Genomic DNA, 16,115 nt, shown 5'->3' with positions numbered 1-16,115 from the left:
TCAGTGAACACAGTTTAAGATAAGGCATGACAGACACCGGGCGATAGGGGTACAGCGAGTGGCGCAGTCCGCGAAAGTGACGCCGACGGCGTGGGAACGCGCGGAAGGCAGGCGCGGGCCGACCCCGGCGCACAGCCGGGACGATCTCACAGCCGCCGCGATCGAACTGGCCGACCAGGGTGGTCTGGCCGCTGTCTCCACTCGTCGGATAGCCGAGAAACTCGGCGTGAGCCAGTCGGCGCTGTACCGCTACGTGTCGGGTCGTGACGATGTACTCGACCTCATGGTCGATTTTGCTGCCGGCCAGATCGATCTCGACATGGTGCCCAGTGGTGCGGTGATCGACGACCTCATCGCCTTGGCGGTCCGCGCGAAGACCGCCCACGTCAATTATCCGTGGCTACTGGACATCCCTGTCGAGCCCTTGCGGGTGGGACCACGCGGGATCGCCTACCTCGAGTGCGCGCTACGGGCCATGGCGGGCATCGACGTGCCGGGACCGGTGAAACTAGAGGTAATCGCGGTGCTGAACGCACTCGCACAACAGTTTGCTCGCGCCGAGGTGGGTGACCGGACCGCGGACCGGTCGCGGCGCATCTCCCAGACGGCCTATCTCCACAAGACCGCCGAGCAAGGCGGCCACCGGTTTCTCGCGGCAGCACTCGAGGAATCGGGCCGCGACGGAGATCCATCGGATGACATGTTCGAACTCGTGCTGCGCCGAGTGCTCCAGGGGTTGCTCAGACCGGACTGACCGCCTACGTGTCTTGGTCGTGATGCGCTGGTAGCGGCCATCACGACGGCCGCGACGACGACCCTGGCGGCAGCGATCGACCAGAAGGCTTGCCCGTAATCGGCAGGTGCAGTGTTTGTCGCGGTGATCAACGCCCGGCTGGCGGTTGCTATGGTCGGCGAGTGCTGCCGTCTTATCATGTGACGTCAGTCTTGAACCGCGCCTCCATCGCGAGATTCGGTTTGGACTGGCGGCGTATGGGCGCAGCGCGGGGCATTGCCGGAAGCCACCGACCCGAGCAGGCCGGCTGCTTCCTTGCGCTCAACGACTTCGAGTGTGACTGGTTCGTACGCATGAACAACACCGGAGGACCCGTGGACGTGTGGGAAGTCCGCGGGATCCGGACCGATGATCTTGTGCTGTCACCGGAGGGTCACTACTACTTTCCGGGAGTGATCGCAGCAGCTCAGCTTCGCGTGATCCGACGCGACGTGCCGCCTGTCCTGACCTGACCGGCAACCACACGCGAGATGAACACCGCCTCTTGCCGTGATCGCGCGATGGCGAACGTACGTACATGCCGATTATCGTGCGTTTTGGCCGTTCCGGTGCAGGTAGTTCACCCTTAACCGGTGGAACCAGATGACCTAGTAGAGATTGAACTATCGACCGAAGAGCGCCGACTGCTGTGGTGGGGTCTAGGAGAGTGGTCCGGCCCGGCGAATTGCAGTGAGAATCTAGCGATCGCGATGGACTTCGAAAGCGTGGCCGACCTGCTCGAACAGGAGCGGCGATTGCGTTTGGCGTTGGAGGCGAGAGAAGTGCTGAGTGCGCGAGATTGGCGGCGCGCATTGCTGGCGACCGAGTTCGTCTTCGCGAGCGATGTTTTCGGTTCTGGCGTGGAGTGGTCGATCACCACCGGGCTCCGGGACGAGGAGACTGTTCGTACACTTCGCCGGTTGCAACGCAAGTTCGCCCGCGCGCTGCCGGATGTGTTGTATGGCCGTCGCTGATCTGCATGTCCGCTCGTGCCGCAACCCGAGCGTTACTTGATCGATGAAAAGGACATCGACTCCGGCTGTCCGGTAGCCGTAGCCGTCTGTGCGTGGGCATCGTTATCCATGAGTACTTCAGCAGACATCGACGTCGCCTTCGCCGACGATGACCTCGTATTGCGCCGTCGGACGCGGTATCGACCGCGCGATTTCCGACCGTGACCTCGGGCCGCTCCTGCTCAACACTCGCGGCCGACGTATGGATCGCCACTGCGCCACCAAGCGTCTACGCGCCCTGGCTGCAGTCACGGTGGTTCGGCTGCGTCACATGCATCCGCATATGCTGCGCCACACCTTCGTCACGACCTGCTCGATGCCGGTGTCGATCTACGCGATGTGCAGATCGCCGCGCGCCACGCCGACCCCCACGACGATGCGCTACGACCGCGCTCGAAACGACCCTCGACTGGCACGCGCTCCACAGCCGATTACGGCGTGTCAGATCGCCTTAGCCGCGCGCTAGGGAGGTACGCGAGTCCGCGCTGGCGGATGGCTGGCAGATGACGAAACCCGCTGACTACCAACCGAGTTCGTGTCTTATCGAGCGATCCGGCCTACGATCACCCGTATGGCTGCCTTGATCACGACCGTCGCGTTGGCGTTTGTCGGCTACCTAGCGACATATCTCAACAGCGTGCGGCTGGCTCAGAGACAGGCACGCTTGACGAGGGTGAATCTTCAGCTGAGCGACTTCTACGGGCCCTTGTTCGCGCTGATGGAAGCCAACAGCCGGGTCTATGACACCTTTTCGGCGAAATACGTTCGGCCCGATGGTCGTGACCCCTTTCGCCACGATATCCCGCCGACCGAGGGCGAGCTCGCCGAATGGCGTACGTGGGCAACAGCGGTCTTCATACCGAACATCCAGGCGATGCGCGATGTGGTGGTGACCAAAGCCGACCTGCTCATCGAGAAGGAGATGCCGCGTGTCCTGCTCGAACTTTGCGCGCACACCTCTGGATACGAAATCACCGCGGCGGGCTGGGCACAGGGAAACTATGGGGACCACCTATCGCTGATTCCCTTCCCTGGGCGCGAACTTCGTGAGTACACCCGGGACCGGTTCATGTTCTTGAAAGGCGAGCAGGCACGGCTCCTGGGCGCCCGTACCAAGCATTCCCATGGGCAACGCTGAGGGATCGTCTACATCAATCAAGGGTCGACAAGGACCGCCTTCCCGGTGACCGGCGAGTCTTGACGCCGATCAACCGGCGATGCGAGTTTTGTTCCGGGACGCTAGGCGATGACACGGTCGAGATGTCCTGGCATGCCGCTGGGCGTGCATAGCGAGGGTCGTGGGGACGAACGCGCTCAACTGCCGATAAGCAGAGGACTCGGACTGCACTACGCTTCCCGCATGCTCAAGCTCAGACTGACAAATCCATTCGACGACAAGATGATCACGATGAGGCTGGAGCCTCTCGGCGAGGACTATTGGATGCGCCCCAAGGAAGCGTTCACGGTCGAGTTCGACGAGAGCGAATACTCCGAGTCCATGTGCGGGGCGCATTTCGATGTCTCGTGGTTCCCAGGAGGAGACCTGGAAGTCTGGTCGGGCGCGCTCGCTCTGGTCCGCGATCAATCAGGTGCTGAGCTGCAATGCGGGCATCAGCGACCGCTCGTCCAGTAGGGGCTGCGGACGTTGCGACTATCAGCGCTCATGTCGATGAGCGTGCCTTAGGCGCTCCCCAACTGATTGCCGCTGCTGCCGCGCTCAGGGTCGGGCGGCTTCGAAGAAGTTGCGGTAGAACCACGGCTTCGGAGAAGTTGCCGTAGAACCACGGCTTCGGACACCCTCTAGGGCGACGGCACGTTCGGGCCTCGATCAACTCAGCACGCAATTCATCGCTGACATTCGGGTGGTGAGCAACCCGCTCGCCGAACGAGAAGGACGCATCTCCATACATTCTGGCCTCGAGCTCCGCAGCAGGGTGCAGCGCGTCGGTCGGCACGCCAGGGTTGAGGATCGCATTCCACCGAACGTGTCCGTCCTGATCAATCACTAAGAGAGCCAGGGCATCCGGTGGGGTGTTCGGATTTCGTGCGGTCCACAGCCGCACCGGCCGAACCGTGTCGACAGCAAGCTCGCGCAACCTCTCCGGCGGGGTTTCGGGGTCCCGGGTTTCCAGCACACGGCGGTACCCGCTCAACCGCTCGGCACGAGACCGCACTCTACGCATGTCCACTGCGGAAGTCTTCCACCTCACGAAGAAGCCGTTGTGGAGAGAATGCGTTCTTGGGGCAACTTCATTGTCCACCCTCCTCACGATGAGGGCGCGAGCGCGCCATAGGCGACCAGGGTCACTACCGCGATCAGTGTGGCGATAAGTATGCCAACGCCCACCTGGCGTTTGGTCCCGCCGAAGGCGAGCAGTCCCAATCCGGTCAGCAACTGGAGCGGGCACAGCACCAACCAGAGAGCTATCAGGTACGGGATCAGCAGCAGCACCGAGTACACGAACAATGCGATAGACAGGGCGGCGAGCGTCGGCGGGCCGAACCAGCCCGACCGCGGTCCCGGCAACTTGTTCATAGGTGGCCTACCAAGCCGACGACGATGAGCAGCACGAGCAGCCACAGCAGACTCATAGCGGTTCCACCAACCAGCATGGCGTGTACTCGGTGCCTGTGCCGCCCGACCGTCAGCACAACGGGCGGCGCCAGTGCGGATCCCGCCGTGACCGCCACCGCCGCTACTACCCGGTCAAAGCCGAGCATGTTCCATACAGTCAGAAACCACAGGAACTCGACGAAGAACAGCACTGCGCCGCTGAGAGTCGCCCATTGCCAGAACAGGGAAACGTTGTCGAGTTCGGAGTCAGGAAGACGCCACAGTGACGTCGGTGCCAAATCCCTCATCGCGATTCCTCCCACTTCCGTCACTTCTACGCACAGCCCGTCCCGACGTCCACGGAAAGCGTGCGATCGCTGTGCAGCGACATCGCCCGGAGAAAACCGGGGCACTGTTCCCAGCCACGTCAAAACATGTACGCGAAGCTCATTGTCGGCGCCGTCATCGTACGCTGGCCATGATCCGTGCGAAAAGTGTTGTCCGACACTTGGTCTCCAACGGGTCGGCAACTTTCGGTGGTGTATCCTGCACGCTGTGCAGCCCGCAGGCCCGGATGAGGTGCAAGTTTATGGCCCGTCAGCGAATCCGATCAGCATTCTCCTGTGCACGGCGGGGATTGTCGCGATCATCATTTCCATTCTAACGATCACGCTCGAGGAAAACGTACATGCTGCACTTTATGCAGTCTTGATTACCGGCACGGCAGCCACCCTCTACGGGATTCAAAATATCCGCCACGCCTGTCCAGAGCTCATCGTCGACCATGACGGCATTGTCCATCGCCTTTACGGGCGTATATATTGGAACGAAATATCCATGGTTCGAGTTCGCCGAATCAAGGTGAATCAACCTATACTTCGCGACCTTCGACTGTATAAGGAGTTGGAAATCATCCTGAAAGATCCGACCATCGCGGTAACGCGATCACCGGAGCGTCGCCATAGTCTATATACGCGCCTTGCGAGCACTGATGGCTGGAGTCCGGTAACAATCTCCGAATCAAGCATTCTCCCCTATGCAACGGAAGACGTCATCCAAAATATGCGGCTTTACTATCCGGCACTCACTGTCGGGTAGGGGCGCTCTAGCGGCATAGGGTTATGAAGCGATCAAATAGTGGTCACAGTCTATTCAAATGGATAGCGATGTGACGGCTTCAGGTGGCATCCCCCTCGATGATGAACAGACATGCGCGGCAGGGTTCAACGGAAACAATTCTGCGTATAAACGTGAATTCCGGCCATCATCGATTATAGGTGCAGAAGATCTACCTAAGCACCCAATCCTGCCACACCTCGATATCCTCGTAGTCCGGTGTAGTCCCTATAGGGAAATTGTGAATACCTCGTGATGGAAGATAAGACGTGACGAGCGTTTGCAAGTCGTGCGTCAGCAAGAGGGCATACGCGGGCGCAGATGCCGATAGCTCGATAAACACATCGAGCGCTTCGACCTCCTGTATGGATCTGTCGTGCGCCCACATGTCGAATAAGATTTTGTACTTGTCGTACGCAGCGACCTCCTCCGGACCGTCATCGGGACTCGGAAAATCGTTTACATACACCCTTCCGCTAATAAATCCTTCGCCACGACGAGCCGGTCTCGCAAGAAATACTCGATCAGCATCAATTCGTACGGTCATACCCAGGTATTTCCCTATTTCATGACTAACCTCAAGGAGCGACCCATCGGCCTCGATGAACAGTGGCTCAAAAACGGACACCGCTAACCTTTCGGATAAGTTACGACACGTCCATCGCCGAGAATGATGTGGACGGTGTTATGCAAGACACTACCACGCGGGCCGTTGCTCGACGATGCGCGCGGACTGCATCTTCTGCAGTCCAACCGCATGTCGGATCCACTGAGTAACGGCGCATCGGGAGCTCTTCGCCGTTTCGCCGGATGGTGTCCCGTGGATCGGTCGGTCATCCGATGCTGGACGGGATCAATTACTGGGACGAATTGAAGAACTCACCTTCGCAAATGGAGCTCTGCTTCGCCATCTTCGCCAACGTTCTCGAGTTCGACGACGAAGGTGAGCCCCTCAACGAGAAGTACGCCGAACGCCGTGCTGCACTGTGGCTCTATAAGTACTGCAAAGGCGAACTCCCGCCGGGAGAAGTAGACCTTTAGGCCTGGGAAGTCGAGCTCTACTGACCACGCGTCCTGTGCTCAGTGCACGGTAATGCCCGCAGGGCGGGCGGTCTCGAACGTCTGCATCTGCCGCGCGCCCCGCGCGATCCCGAGGGCCGCAGCACAGCTGACGAATCCACTCGACTGCCGATTCCGTGCATGGTGTCGGTTGCCCGTGCAATCGACACAGACCCAGTCGACAGTCGTCAATCGGCGGCGCTCAAGGACAGACGAGCCACGTGCGTACGGGAGACCAATACGAAATCATCCCAGATATTGGCGTAATAGCCGTCCGGTCGGATCTCCACTTGGGCCGCGAATCGGATGGTGCCGAGCAAGCTCTCGACGGTGCGGGCGTAATCGTCAATCAGTGTGTCCAGCACGCCGTCCTGGGCGGACGGTCCTTGCGGTGGGGATATTCGACGGACAGCGCTCCGCAAGTGCTCTGGCCAACGCGAAACCGATTTTATCACTCCAGTATTGAGAACCGGGTCTACTACGACGCGGAGTATGCGATCCCGGAGCGGCGTACGGCGAATGAAGAGCTCGCCATCCAACGCAAAGACTGGGCCGAGCTCGATGCTGACGGCGTGATCGGGGACCGACATCGTTTCCTCGAGCAGAAGCGCAGCGTCGGCCGCGCTGATAGCAGGGATCGGTCGGCCGGATCGGTGTGGTCGCAGCTCTGGCCAGTCTTCTTTCCAATGAACAGAGTATCGATATGTGCGTGCTGGAACTGGATCAAGGGTGGGTGCAGGCATGTTCGCGATCGAACGAGCCGACGCTTCCGGTGCCGGTGGGGAGGTTGCGGGTGGCGTCTGCGTATGCCTCTTCCGGGGTCGCCCCCTTACCGAAGCCCACGATCGGGAACCCTGCGACGATCGCGAGCGGACTCGTCACGACTGCGCCGCAGCCGTCCGCGAACGTCACCATCATCCGGCAGTCGATGATGCCTTGACCCTTGCACGCTTGGTCGGCGGCTCGAATGGCGTCGGCTTCCGTGGGATGGTTGATCGAAAACGCGTAGACGTTGCCCCACACGCTGAGGGAAATGGCGCCCCAATTGACCGGGTCGGCGGCGGCGGGCGGTGCCGCAAGAACGGCAGCAGCGCTAACCGAGAGCGCGGCGACCGCAAAAGATTTGTTGAACATGTGGCGTGCTTCCTCTGCGCGCCGACCGGGGGTGCGGCGATCGCTTGGAAGATACCGCAGCGCATGGACTCGAGGTCGACCCAAGTCTTGGGGTCACCGCAAAGACCATCACGCACTGTGGTGTTCGTGATGGTCTGCCGAAGCCGATCTGGTCGCCCTCGGCTGCGGGAGTGCCCTCGACGGCGGCCATCGCCTCGCGCAAAGACGGACGCGGTCAACGATGACGACGAATGGCCCGGGTCAGAGCCGTGGCTGCGGCAGACTCGGCCCTTGCCGGTCTCCGGGTCGGCCGAGAGCCCGAGGTGGTGGCGGATAAAGGATAACGTTGGACACGCTGTGTATCAGCTGCATACGCTCCCATTCATGACCGAGCAAGAGCCGAACACCAGGTACCTCGACGATTCGAAAGCGCTTGTCGCTATTGGTGAATGGATCGCCCCTCGGGTTCAGCCGGTCTCCGTTCGTTTGCCCCTCGAGTTGGCCGAGGCAGCCGTGGCCGCCTGGAATCGAGACGAAACCGGCGAGATCGGGGAGGAAACCGCAGACCAATACGCTTTACGTGACCGCGCTGCGGAGCTGGCCCTGATCGGGTTGGCAGTCTTTGAACGTGGCCGCCGAGACGGTGAAGACGTGGTGGTCGATCTCCATGCATTATCCGTCGCAGCCGCGATACACGCAGCGCAGTCCTCGGACGATCGGTGACGGCGCACGGAGGCGCCGAGCGCAGACCGTATTCGTCGTAGGTTAGGCGGCGCTGCATGGCGGCACGCAGCACGTCGAACCCATCCGCTATTGCCGCGACCCGTGCGTTAACGAGGGTCGGGATCGGCTCATGCCCGACACTGCTGTCCGATGGCGGCGTAAGCGCTGAGGTCCCACGCTGCGGGGTGCATTGGTTCGGTGGCGCGACTGTAGCGGTCCGATCCGATTGATTCGGGCCGCCATCGGTGCGGGGCGACCAACCCGGGGGTGTGTAGGTGGTAGCCGGTGAGCATCGACGCGATGTCATCATGCATGCGTGGGTGGTAAGCGATCCCGACTGCGCGCAGGGCCTGCGCGGCCGATGTGATGTCGTGGCCGAAAACGTCGGCGGTGATGTGGGTGAGCACCAGCCATGTCCGGGCCGGTAGTGCGTGGGTCAACGCCGCGATCATCGACGGTGCGTCATCGATGAGTTCGGCAGTGCCGGACAGTATCAACGCTATCGGTGCCGACATATCGAAGCTTGTGGCAATGGCCTCGACTACGGCGGTGGTGTCGGTGAGGTCGATTTCGGCGGTGCGGGCGTGGTGCCCTGCCATCAGGGCGCGGGCGTGGTTGGCCGCGAGCTGGTCGTTGTCGATGTAGAGCGTGCGCGCGCTGCTGGTGTGATCTTCTGCGATGTCGTGGATATTCGGGGTGTGTGGGAACCCGCACCCGAGTTCGGCGAACTGGGTGACCCGGTGGTGGTTCAGGAGATGGGTGACGGCGCGGCGGGCGAATCGGCGGGATTCGGTGATCGCGGGCGTGATCTTGTTGCCCGCAAGCTTTTCGGCGACCACGTCATCGACGGGGTAATAGTCCTTGCCGCCGAGCAAGGCGGAGTGAACGCGAGCGCTGTTGGGGCGGGACTGGTCCAACATGACGCGCCGTGGGCGGTCTGTTGTGTTCACTTGTTGTCGCTTCCTTCTGCGCGGCGGGCAAGTTTTGGGACCCGGAGATCGCGGGATTCGATTTCGGGGCCGCCTTCGTGCTGCCAGCCGGGTGAGTGTCGTGTGGTCTCACCGGGGCGGCGCGAAGGCCATTCGATTGGTCGGTGTTTCGGTGCGGTCGTGCAGGTCAGGGCAGTAGATACAAGCGTTCGTTCGGAAGCCGCGGAAGCCCGGTGCAGCGGCCGGAGACGACAGCGACGGTGCAAGGCCGGCGGACGGCGATGTCTTGAACGAACACGAAGGCAGCCGTCAGACAGGCCACGAAATCTATTCGTACACTGGCGAACTGGACCGCAAGCCGGATATCGGGCTCATGAGGGTGTGGCGACCTGCCGCCGGTGTTCATCGGGGGTGCCGCCCGGGTAGACACGAACGAGCGCATTCGATGACGACCGCTCCGGACGGCCGGAAGGCGCTGATAGCCGGTGAGACCCATGTGCGGACCACCAGCGCGTCCGGCACCGGGGACGGCAAGGCAATGTCACCTTCCCGGATCACGACCACGCGCGCGGCCCAGAGCTGGGCGACCTCGGCGGGGTCGCCGGAAGGTCGGATATCCGATCGCACGAGGAACGTCCACATTCCCGCCCGCGGGTGGCCGATGATCGGCAACGGTGTGACCCCGCGGATATCGAGTGCGGTTTTCACTCGTCGTGCCAGATCGGCAGGCATCATCACTGCGCCGACCATTCCTGCTCGCATCGTTATCCGGCCCGTCTCGGGGTCGACCACGGTCGGCAGCGAGCACACGCGCCGATAGAACTCACATCGCGCGCGGGGCGTTTCAACGAATGATGCAGGAACAGAGTACATTTGGTTCATGAGGGGCCACCCGGCACGTCGATGGGCCGGGAGGTCGCCCCGGTTGGCATGGCGCCCTCGGCCGGGCTGGGTGCAGTAGCGACCCATCCAGCTTCCCGCATCGCCTCGAGCAACGCCGCAAGGTCGGCCACAGCCGGCTGACGCCCGCGAGTTGGGGGAGCGAGGCTGCTCATCGGATCACCTGCCGTTCTGGGCGGCGTTTCCCGGCCGAAAGCTGCCACTCCCCGCGCCGGTTGCGGAAAGCGTTGCCCTTGTCCCGCAGAGTGTTCAGTACGCGGACGACACGCCACTTCGGCGCGTTCAGGTTGTGAGCGATCGTGTCGGCGGTCAACATCCCGCCCGGCCTGAGAACGTCGAAAACCTCATCCTCGAGGGTGCTTGTCGTCGTCGCCGACAAGTCGGGCGGACGAGTCAGGGCCATCCGCGTGTGGTCTGTCGATGGTTCGGGCTCGTTCATCGGTCCTCCGTGATCCTTCGCGGTATCCGCTTCGCGGCGAGCCGGCTATCCCGACCTGCGCGGTTTCATGGCAACAACGTTGACCGAAGACAAGTGCCCAAAGAAGGACAAACAAGCGGACACCAAGCGGCCACATCCGGATAGACACCTCGTCAATTGTCCTGATAGCGGACTAGACTGGATGCTATGGCGAACAATGGGAACGCGGCGCTTCGCGCGGCACGGCAGGCGCTGGGGTACCGCTCTCAGGCGGCGTTGGCCGACGCATTGACCGAAGTGGCGCGGACGATCGGTCTCCGTCTGGAGGTAGCCGCTCGAACCGTAAGACGCTGGGAGTCAGACGATCCGCCCTGGCCGCATCCAGAACATGCCGCAGCGTTGGAAGCGCTTTTCAAGCGACCCGTCACAGAGCTCGGATTCTCGCCACCGTGGCGCAACAGTTCAGAGGGACGAAATTCTGGAGATGTGCTGAATGGCAACCGGATTCAAGCCGTGCGGTCCCGGCGCGGCTTGACCGGTGCGGAGCTACCGGCAGCTGTCGTGAAGAACTACGTGGCCATCACGGTTGCGCATCGTGGGTGGTACTGGTCGCTGCCAGCGAAGCAACTGCACCGCTCCGTCGCTCATCACGCGCTGCTGGGATCAGAACTCATTCCGCAGGTGGACGTCCGGGCAACCGTCGCGTTGGCAAAGGCGGTATCGGAGTCGGCGTTGCTTTCGGGTCGCCTCGAGTTCTTCGACCTTCAGCAGGCAGATGAAGCTCAGAGTAGTTTTGTCCTGGCGCTGCAGGCGGCGCACGAAGCGGCTGATGCCCTTCTCGGCTGCGCGGTCCTGGCGCATATGGCCTTTATCCCGGCATTCTCCGGCGAAACGAAACGGGCAGAGGAAGCCCGGGAGCGTGTTCGCGCGGCGCGGGCATTTGCGCGACGAGGAAACGGCAACCATGAACTGATTGCCTGGCTGGACGCTGTCGAAGCCGAGGTCGAAACCAGGTTTGGCAACACTCGGCAGGCTCTCGATCTCATCCGGCACGCGGAACAGTCCTATGCCCTGCACGACCCCCAAGATCGGCCGTCTCCGCCCTGGTTGGACTGGTTCTCTCCGACACGGCTCGCGGGCTTCAAGGCCAACACCTTGGTCTCTGCCGGCGACGGCCGCCAAGCGCTGGTAACACTGCGCCAAGTCCTGGACGAGCTTCCCGCGGAATCGGTCAAACAGCGGTCGGTATATCTTGCTGACGCCGCAGCCGCTTGTGTATTGGAAAAGCTGCCGGAAGAAGCTTGCCGTTTCCTCGAGGATGCACTGGACGGAATCGGGGAGCACTGGTACGCAACGACTTTGGAGCGGATCAAGGTAGTCCGACAAGACCTGCGCAAGTGGGACTCGCTACCACAGGTACGAGCACTTGATGAGCGGTTGTACGACTGGCATACAACCGTCAACTCGCTCTCCGGCTAGCTCTCAGCCTTCACGATGTCAGGGAGTTCGGACAGGCTGAGAATGCGCCAGTCCGAAAGCTCCTTGACGTCCTGACGGTCTTTATGAATCCAGCCCCACGGCCCGCGCTGAATATAGGCGGTCCGCATCCCGACCTTCGTGGCCGGGGTTATGTCGTTGTCGATGCGGTCGCCAACGTAGATGATCTGTTCTGCGGGGCAACCGGCGACCTCGACAACCTTGTCGAAGAACGCGACATCAGGCTTTGCCACGCCCCAATCATCAGAGGTCGCGATGAAGTCGGCTGGCAGGTCAAGCCCACGCAGCAGACCACCCGCCCGCACCGTCTGGTTTCCGACGATGCCCACCCAGATACCCATCGCACGGAGAGCAGACAGTGCCGGGCGAACATCCGGGTACAGGTCGTCCTCGCCGAACCACTCCGGCTGACCTGCATCCGCACGGGCTTGTCGCTGCTGGTCGAGATCGAAACCCGGCTTGAACACTTGGAAGGTCTCTCGATAGTCCAGGCCTTGGGCGATTACGGCCCCGAACACCGAGACGAAGGTATGGCGGGGTACTCCCAACCAGTCCGCCCAGGTGCCATACTCCCTTGTCTCGTCCACCAGGGTCTCGCCGACATCGAACACAACAGCCCGAATCACCACAACTCCTACTCCGACCTCGGCGCGGTGCCGACTTTGCCGGCGCCAGTCTAAGGTCCAACGAAGTCTGGTTGCCGCTGTCTATTCACCTCACGAATACGTCGCCGCCGGGCATTGAGGAATCCGGCGAAGGGCGCCTCGATGACGCGTCGCGCATGCGGTAGGCTGCGGAGACCACCTGTGTGGTTGCCAGGCGATTCGCTGCGCAGCACAGCCGCTGCGTCGGAAGAGAGTAGATGTGAAGGGCACCGAGGGCAGATCCAGTGCCGAGGGCGCGGCCTCGAAAGTCGTCCGGCTGCCCAGACGACCACGGCACAGCCCGCAGGACCTCGATGATCCGCGTCGTCGCCCCTGGTACTCACCGCCCGTCTACGATCCGGCGCCCACCCGCCCGGTCACCCGGGCGGAATTGCAAGCTGAGACCGGAACGTGGTCGGCCGACGCGGAGTCGCAGCATCCCGTCGACGGCAGCCCCGCACACGAGGCAGATGTCATCGACCTCGCGGCGTCGCGGCGCAAGCGGTCGGGGGATTCGGCGCGGGGTACCCGGCCGAAGATGATGCCGCGTCGTGTCGGGTCCGGCGAGGGGAAACAAACCGTCGCCGACACCTCACCTCTGCCGAGAACTGATCGGTAACAGCCCGCAGAGCATTCGCGTTCCGCCTGGGAGTCCAGCGATGCTGTTCGATCCCGAAATCGTTAGCACAACTAGATAACTCACGAAAATGCAATCCTCGGGTACGATCACCGCGGGGGAGCGCGAGATGTCCGATGGTCTGCTTAGTATGTCGCAGGCGACGGCAGCTTCGGCTGCCTCACCAAGCGAATTACGACCATCTCCAGGGGATGAACCTTGATCGACATCACACCGCACCGCACCCCGCGTCGCCGGTCCGCCGTGACCGCGGTCGTCGCGGCCGCCGCACTGTGCGCCGCCCTCGTCACCGGCTGCTCGACCGACGACTCGACCACCACCGCGGCTCCGCCGACCGGCGCACTGCCCGACGGCGCGCAGATCGTAAAGGAGTCGGCCAAGACCACTCAGACCCTGCGCACCGTCCACCTGAACATCGACGTGAAGAACCTGCCCGACCTGCCGGTGGAAACCGTCTCGGCCGACGTCACCAACGAGACCCAGGGCACGGGTGCCGCGATGGGTGAGGCGAAGGTCAAGATCAAGCCGGAGGACCCGTTCACCGAGGCGAAATTCCTTGTGGTGGACAAGGTTCTCTACACCGAGGTCAGCGGTCGCTACGTGCCCGCCGGTCCGGCCGAGAAGGTCTACGATCCGGGCGTCATCCTGGACAAGGACAAGGGCATCGCGAACGTGATCGCCAACATCCAGAACCCCAAGGCCGAGGCCCGCGAGGTCATCGACGGCATCAACACCGTCAAGGTCAGCGGCACCATCGACGCCGCGGTGATCGACCCGATCGTGCCCCGCATCGGCCAGAACGCCGGCACCATGCCGATCACCGTGTGGATCCAGGACGTCGCCCCGCCCGCCTCGGATTCGACCAAGCCCTCGGAGGCCGCCTCCACCGGTGAGGGCCCGAATCTGGTTCAAGCCGTGGTGAAGAAGGACCAGGGCGAGGTCACCGTCGGCCTGTCCAACTGGGCCAAGCCGGTGAACATCGTCAAGCCCGCGGGCTGATCCTCACCCGCACACGCACCCGACAGCCCACACCGGTCCGGGATCGCGGAATCCGGCACATCGTGCCGCTCCGCCGACCCGGACCGGTGTGTCGTTGGGTCGGCCGATAAGAGAACTTTCAGCGAGATGCAAGGCGCCGCAAGGACTATACGTGTCGGGACGCTGGTCGGCAGGCACACGCATCGACCGCCGTTCGGACACGAAGGAAGCACTGATGACGATCGATGATCGACCTGATGAACAGGAGCGCGAGCTCCCGCCACCACCCGGCCCCGGAGGGCGACCGCCCGTCAACAACGTGTGGGTGTATAACGGCAAAGCCTACGACCTGAGCGAGTGGATCTCCAAGCATCCGGGCGGTGAATTCTTCATCGGCCGAACGAAAAACCGCGACATCACCTCGATCATCGGTTCCTACCATCGTGATCCGGAAAAAATCGCGCGGATGATCGAGCGTTACAGCCTCAATCGTAATGCCACGCCCGAGGACATCCACCCGAAGAACAATGCCCCGGATTTCCTCTTCAAAGAGGGTTTCAACAGCTGGGACGACACCCCGAAGTACAAGTTCGACGACAAGAACGACCTGCTGCACGCGGTGAAGGCCCGGATCAAGGAACCGGAGCTGGCCGCGCGGTTGAAGCGCATGGATCGCCTGTTCGACATCGTGGTCGCGTTCCTGATCTTCGCCTACTTCGCGGTGCAGGGTCTGCGGCTCTACGACACCAGCTGGATGCCGTTGCCGGTCTTCGTGATCGCGATGGTGCTGCTGCGCAGTTCGCTGGCCGGCTTCGGCCACTACGCGATCCACCGCGCGCAGAAGGGCTGGAACAAGTACGCGGTGAACGCCTTCGACATGAACTATGTCGCACTGTCTTTCGTCACCGCCGACGGCCACGCCCTGCTGCACCACCCGCATACCCAGAGTGAAGTCGACATCAAGAAGAACGTCTTCACCATGATGATGCAGGTCCCGCGCCTGTACCGGGTGCCGATCCACACCGTGCACAAGTTCGGGCATCTGTTGACGGGCATGATCATTCGCCTGCTCGATGTCTGCCGACTCACCCGCAAGGTCGGCATCAAGGACATGTACGGCACCTGGCGCGGTGCGCTGCCGCACTTCATCGGATCGTTCGGCATGCGGTTCCTGCTGGTCGCCGAGTTCGTGGCCTTCGCCGTCGCGGGCGACTTGCTCGCCTGGGCACTGCAATTCGTGATCACCCTGTGGATCAGCACCTTCATGGTCGTCGCGAGCCACGACTTCGAGGTGCCGACCGAGGAACTGCACACCGAGACCGAGGACTGGGGTGTCAACCAGCTCGAGCAGGCCTACGACCTGACCGTGGTGGGCAACAAGTACGTCGACTGCTTCCTGTCGGCGGGCTTGAGCTCGCACCGCGTCCATCACGTCCTTCCGTTCCAGCGCAGCGGTTTCGCCAATATCGCTACCGAGGACGTGGTGCGTGAGGAAGCCGCGAAATTCGGGGTCGAATGGCTGCCCGCGAAGAGCTTCTTCGGTGATCGACTTCCCAAGCTGTGCCGGACCTATCTGCTCGCGCCCTCGGACGAGGCCAAGCAGAACCGGTGGGGACTGGTGCGTGAACACTGCGCACCCACAGCGTTGAAGACCTGCGTCACCTACACGGTGCAGGGCTTCACCGGCATCGGAACCGTCTGACCCGGCCGCTGCCACGTCTTCTCTGTCTCGAAAGGAATTGTGCCCGTGTCTGTTTCCATT

At 62.3% G+C, this 16,115-nt stretch carries 22 protein-coding genes; 12 read left to right on the top strand and 10 right to left on the bottom strand.

Going from position 1 to position 16,115, the window contains the following annotated elements:
* Nucleotides 1-58 precede the first annotated feature (58 nt).
* The 5 genes from NCO8_RS11160 (at nt 59) to NCO8_RS11135 (ending at nt 3,418) form a co-directional block, all read left to right on the top strand.
* A complete protein-coding gene (locus NCO8_RS11160; RefSeq protein WP_210739953.1) occupies nt 59-754 on the top strand; it encodes a TetR/AcrR family transcriptional regulator in 696 nt (231 codons plus the stop codon).
* A 161-nt stretch (nt 755-915) separates the two neighbouring features.
* Complete coding sequence (locus NCO8_RS11155) at nt 916-1,245, top strand: hypothetical protein (protein ID WP_067638719.1); 330 nt, start codon at nt 916-918, stop codon at nt 1,243-1,245.
* A 120-nt stretch (nt 1,246-1,365) separates the two neighbouring features.
* A complete protein-coding gene (locus NCO8_RS11150; protein WP_067638718.1) occupies nt 1,366-1,746 on the top strand; it encodes a hypothetical protein in 381 nt (126 codons plus the stop codon).
* Nucleotides 1,747-2,356: 610 nt separating this feature from the next.
* Entirely contained in the window at nt 2,357-2,923 is a 567-nt protein-coding gene (locus NCO8_RS11140; RefSeq protein WP_067638714.1) for a hypothetical protein, read from the top strand.
* Nucleotides 2,924-3,145: 222 nt separating this feature from the next.
* Nucleotides 3,146-3,418: a hypothetical protein gene (locus NCO8_RS11135; protein WP_067638713.1), complete on the top strand. Its 273-nt coding sequence runs from the start codon at nt 3,146-3,148 to the stop codon at nt 3,416-3,418.
* 28 nt (nt 3,419-3,446) lie between these two features.
* On the opposite strand, the gene NCO8_RS31265 is transcribed toward NCO8_RS11135, so the two are convergent.
* The 3 genes from NCO8_RS31265 to NCO8_RS11125 form a co-directional block, all read right to left on the bottom strand.
* Nucleotides 3,447-3,920 carry a hypothetical protein gene (locus NCO8_RS31265; protein WP_157104876.1) on the bottom strand — a complete coding sequence of 158 codons (474 nt, stop codon included), beginning with the start codon at nt 3,918-3,920 and terminating at the stop codon, nt 3,447-3,449.
* A 131-nt stretch (nt 3,921-4,051) separates the two neighbouring features.
* A complete protein-coding gene (locus tag NCO8_RS11130) occupies nt 4,052-4,321 on the bottom strand; it encodes a hypothetical protein (protein WP_067638711.1) in 270 nt (89 codons plus the stop codon).
* On the bottom strand, nt 4,318-4,647 hold the full coding sequence (locus NCO8_RS11125; RefSeq protein WP_157104875.1) for a hypothetical protein: 330 nt from the start codon (nt 4,645-4,647) through the stop codon (nt 4,318-4,320). Before NCO8_RS11125 ends, NCO8_RS11130 begins: the two co-directional genes overlap by 4 nt.
* A gap of 247 nt (nt 4,648-4,894) precedes the next feature.
* Here NCO8_RS11125 and NCO8_RS31260 point away from each other — a divergent pair, with 247 nt between their 5' ends.
* Nucleotides 4,895-5,437 carry a hypothetical protein gene (locus NCO8_RS31260; protein WP_157104874.1) on the top strand — a complete coding sequence of 181 codons (543 nt, stop codon included), beginning with the start codon at nt 4,895-4,897 and terminating at the stop codon, nt 5,435-5,437.
* A gap of 190 nt (nt 5,438-5,627) precedes the next feature.
* Here NCO8_RS31260 and NCO8_RS11120 read toward each other — a convergent pair whose 3' ends face one another.
* Nucleotides 5,628-6,083 carry a hypothetical protein gene (locus NCO8_RS11120; protein WP_157104873.1) on the bottom strand — a complete coding sequence of 152 codons (456 nt, stop codon included), beginning with the start codon at nt 6,081-6,083 and terminating at the stop codon, nt 5,628-5,630.
* Between the two features lie 182 nt (nt 6,084-6,265).
* On the opposite strand from NCO8_RS11120, the gene NCO8_RS11115 reads away from it, so the two are divergent.
* Nucleotides 6,266-6,496, top strand: a complete 231-nt coding sequence (locus NCO8_RS11115; protein ID WP_210739952.1) for a DUF7677 family protein — start codon at nt 6,266-6,268, stop codon at nt 6,494-6,496.
* A gap of 206 nt (nt 6,497-6,702) precedes the next feature.
* On the opposite strand, the gene NCO8_RS31255 is transcribed toward NCO8_RS11115, so the two are convergent.
* Both NCO8_RS31255 and NCO8_RS11110 read right to left on the bottom strand, forming a co-directional pair.
* Nucleotides 6,703-6,879: a hypothetical protein gene (locus NCO8_RS31255; protein ID WP_157104872.1), complete on the bottom strand. Its 177-nt coding sequence runs from the start codon at nt 6,877-6,879 to the stop codon at nt 6,703-6,705.
* A gap of 358 nt (nt 6,880-7,237) precedes the next feature.
* Complete coding sequence (locus NCO8_RS11110; RefSeq protein ID WP_067638704.1) at nt 7,238-7,648, bottom strand: DUF4189 domain-containing protein; 411 nt, start codon at nt 7,646-7,648, stop codon at nt 7,238-7,240.
* A 363-nt stretch (nt 7,649-8,011) separates the two neighbouring features.
* On the opposite strand from NCO8_RS11110, the gene NCO8_RS11105 reads away from it, so the two are divergent.
* Nucleotides 8,012-8,350, top strand: coding sequence for a hypothetical protein (locus tag NCO8_RS11105; RefSeq protein ID WP_067639994.1), 339 nt, complete (start codon nt 8,012-8,014; stop codon nt 8,348-8,350).
* A 128-nt stretch (nt 8,351-8,478) separates the two neighbouring features.
* On the opposite strand, the gene NCO8_RS11100 is transcribed toward NCO8_RS11105, so the two are convergent.
* The 3 genes from NCO8_RS11100 to NCO8_RS11090 all read right to left on the bottom strand — a co-directional run bounded on the left by NCO8_RS11100 (nt 8,479) and on the right by NCO8_RS11090 (nt 10,618).
* The gene (locus tag NCO8_RS11100; protein ID WP_157104871.1) at nt 8,479-9,300 is read right to left on the bottom strand and encodes an SAM-dependent methyltransferase; all 822 of its coding nucleotides are present in this window, start codon (nt 9,298-9,300) and stop codon (nt 8,479-8,481) included.
* A gap of 381 nt (nt 9,301-9,681) precedes the next feature.
* Nucleotides 9,682-10,161, bottom strand: a complete 480-nt coding sequence (locus NCO8_RS11095; RefSeq protein WP_245655310.1) for a DNA-directed RNA polymerase subunit beta — start codon at nt 10,159-10,161, stop codon at nt 9,682-9,684.
* A 169-nt stretch (nt 10,162-10,330) separates the two neighbouring features.
* Nucleotides 10,331-10,618 carry a hypothetical protein gene (locus tag NCO8_RS11090; RefSeq protein ID WP_157104870.1) on the bottom strand — a complete coding sequence of 96 codons (288 nt, stop codon included), beginning with the start codon at nt 10,616-10,618 and terminating at the stop codon, nt 10,331-10,333.
* Nucleotides 10,619-10,804: 186 nt separating this feature from the next.
* On the opposite strand from NCO8_RS11090, the gene NCO8_RS11085 reads away from it, so the two are divergent.
* Entirely contained in the window at nt 10,805-12,076 is a 1,272-nt protein-coding gene (locus NCO8_RS11085) for an NsdA family TPR-like regulatory protein (protein ID WP_157104869.1), read from the top strand.
* On the opposite strand, the gene NCO8_RS11080 is transcribed toward NCO8_RS11085, so the two are convergent.
* Nucleotides 12,073-12,720 carry an HAD family hydrolase gene (locus NCO8_RS11080; protein WP_067638696.1) on the bottom strand — a complete coding sequence of 216 codons (648 nt, stop codon included), beginning with the start codon at nt 12,718-12,720 and terminating at the stop codon, nt 12,073-12,075. The two genes, NCO8_RS11085 and NCO8_RS11080, sit on opposite strands and share 4 nt — an antisense overlap.
* A gap of 238 nt (nt 12,721-12,958) precedes the next feature.
* On the opposite strand from NCO8_RS11080, the gene NCO8_RS11075 reads away from it, so the two are divergent.
* From NCO8_RS11075 to NCO8_RS11065, 3 genes are all read left to right on the top strand, one after another.
* On the top strand, nt 12,959-13,357 hold the full coding sequence (locus tag NCO8_RS11075) for a hypothetical protein (RefSeq protein ID WP_067638695.1): 399 nt from the start codon (nt 12,959-12,961) through the stop codon (nt 13,355-13,357).
* Between the two features lie 225 nt (nt 13,358-13,582).
* On the top strand, nt 13,583-14,374 hold the full coding sequence (locus NCO8_RS11070) for an LppX_LprAFG lipoprotein (RefSeq protein ID WP_084457119.1): 792 nt from the start codon (nt 13,583-13,585) through the stop codon (nt 14,372-14,374).
* A gap of 214 nt (nt 14,375-14,588) precedes the next feature.
* Nucleotides 14,589-16,055, top strand: a complete 1,467-nt coding sequence (locus NCO8_RS11065; protein WP_133734137.1) for a fatty acid desaturase — start codon at nt 14,589-14,591, stop codon at nt 16,053-16,055.
* The last annotated feature ends 60 nt before the right edge of the window (nt 16,056-16,115 follow it).

This window comes from Nocardia coubleae NBRC 108252 (assembly GCF_001612805.1).
GTDB classification, from domain to species: domain Bacteria; phylum Actinomycetota; class Actinomycetes; order Mycobacteriales; family Mycobacteriaceae; genus Nocardia; species Nocardia coubleae.
Note: the sequence above shows the minus strand (reverse complement) of the source record. Positions and strands in the feature narration are given on the sequence as shown.

Coding starts and splice junctions, on each gene's coding strand:
- NCO8_RS11130 (WP_067638711.1), bottom strand. CDS start 4,321: ATGAACAAGTTGCCGGGACCGCGGTCGGGCTGGTTCGGCCCGCCGACG.
- NCO8_RS11090 (WP_157104870.1), bottom strand. CDS start 10,618: ATGAACGAGCCCGAACCATCGACAGACCACACGCGGATGGCCCTGACT.
- NCO8_RS11085 (WP_157104869.1), top strand. CDS start 10,805: ATGGCGAACAATGGGAACGCGGCGCTTCGCGCGGCACGGCAGGCGCTG.
- NCO8_RS11110 (WP_067638704.1), bottom strand. CDS start 7,648: ATGTTCAACAAATCTTTTGCGGTCGCCGCGCTCTCGGTTAGCGCTGCT.
- NCO8_RS11105 (WP_067639994.1), top strand. CDS start 8,012: ATGACCGAGCAAGAGCCGAACACCAGGTACCTCGACGATTCGAAAGCG.
- NCO8_RS11115 (WP_210739952.1), top strand. CDS start 6,266: ATGGTGTCCCGTGGATCGGTCGGTCATCCGATGCTGGACGGGATCAAT.
- NCO8_RS11135 (WP_067638713.1), top strand. CDS start 3,146: ATGCTCAAGCTCAGACTGACAAATCCATTCGACGACAAGATGATCACG.
- NCO8_RS11125 (WP_157104875.1), bottom strand. CDS start 4,647: ATGAGGGATTTGGCACCGACGTCACTGTGGCGTCTTCCTGACTCCGAA.
- NCO8_RS11140 (WP_067638714.1), top strand. CDS start 2,357: ATGGCTGCCTTGATCACGACCGTCGCGTTGGCGTTTGTCGGCTACCTA.
- NCO8_RS11065 (WP_133734137.1), top strand. CDS start 14,589: ATGACGATCGATGATCGACCTGATGAACAGGAGCGCGAGCTCCCGCCA.
- NCO8_RS11095 (WP_245655310.1), bottom strand. CDS start 10,161: ATGAACCAAATGTACTCTGTTCCTGCATCATTCGTTGAAACGCCCCGC.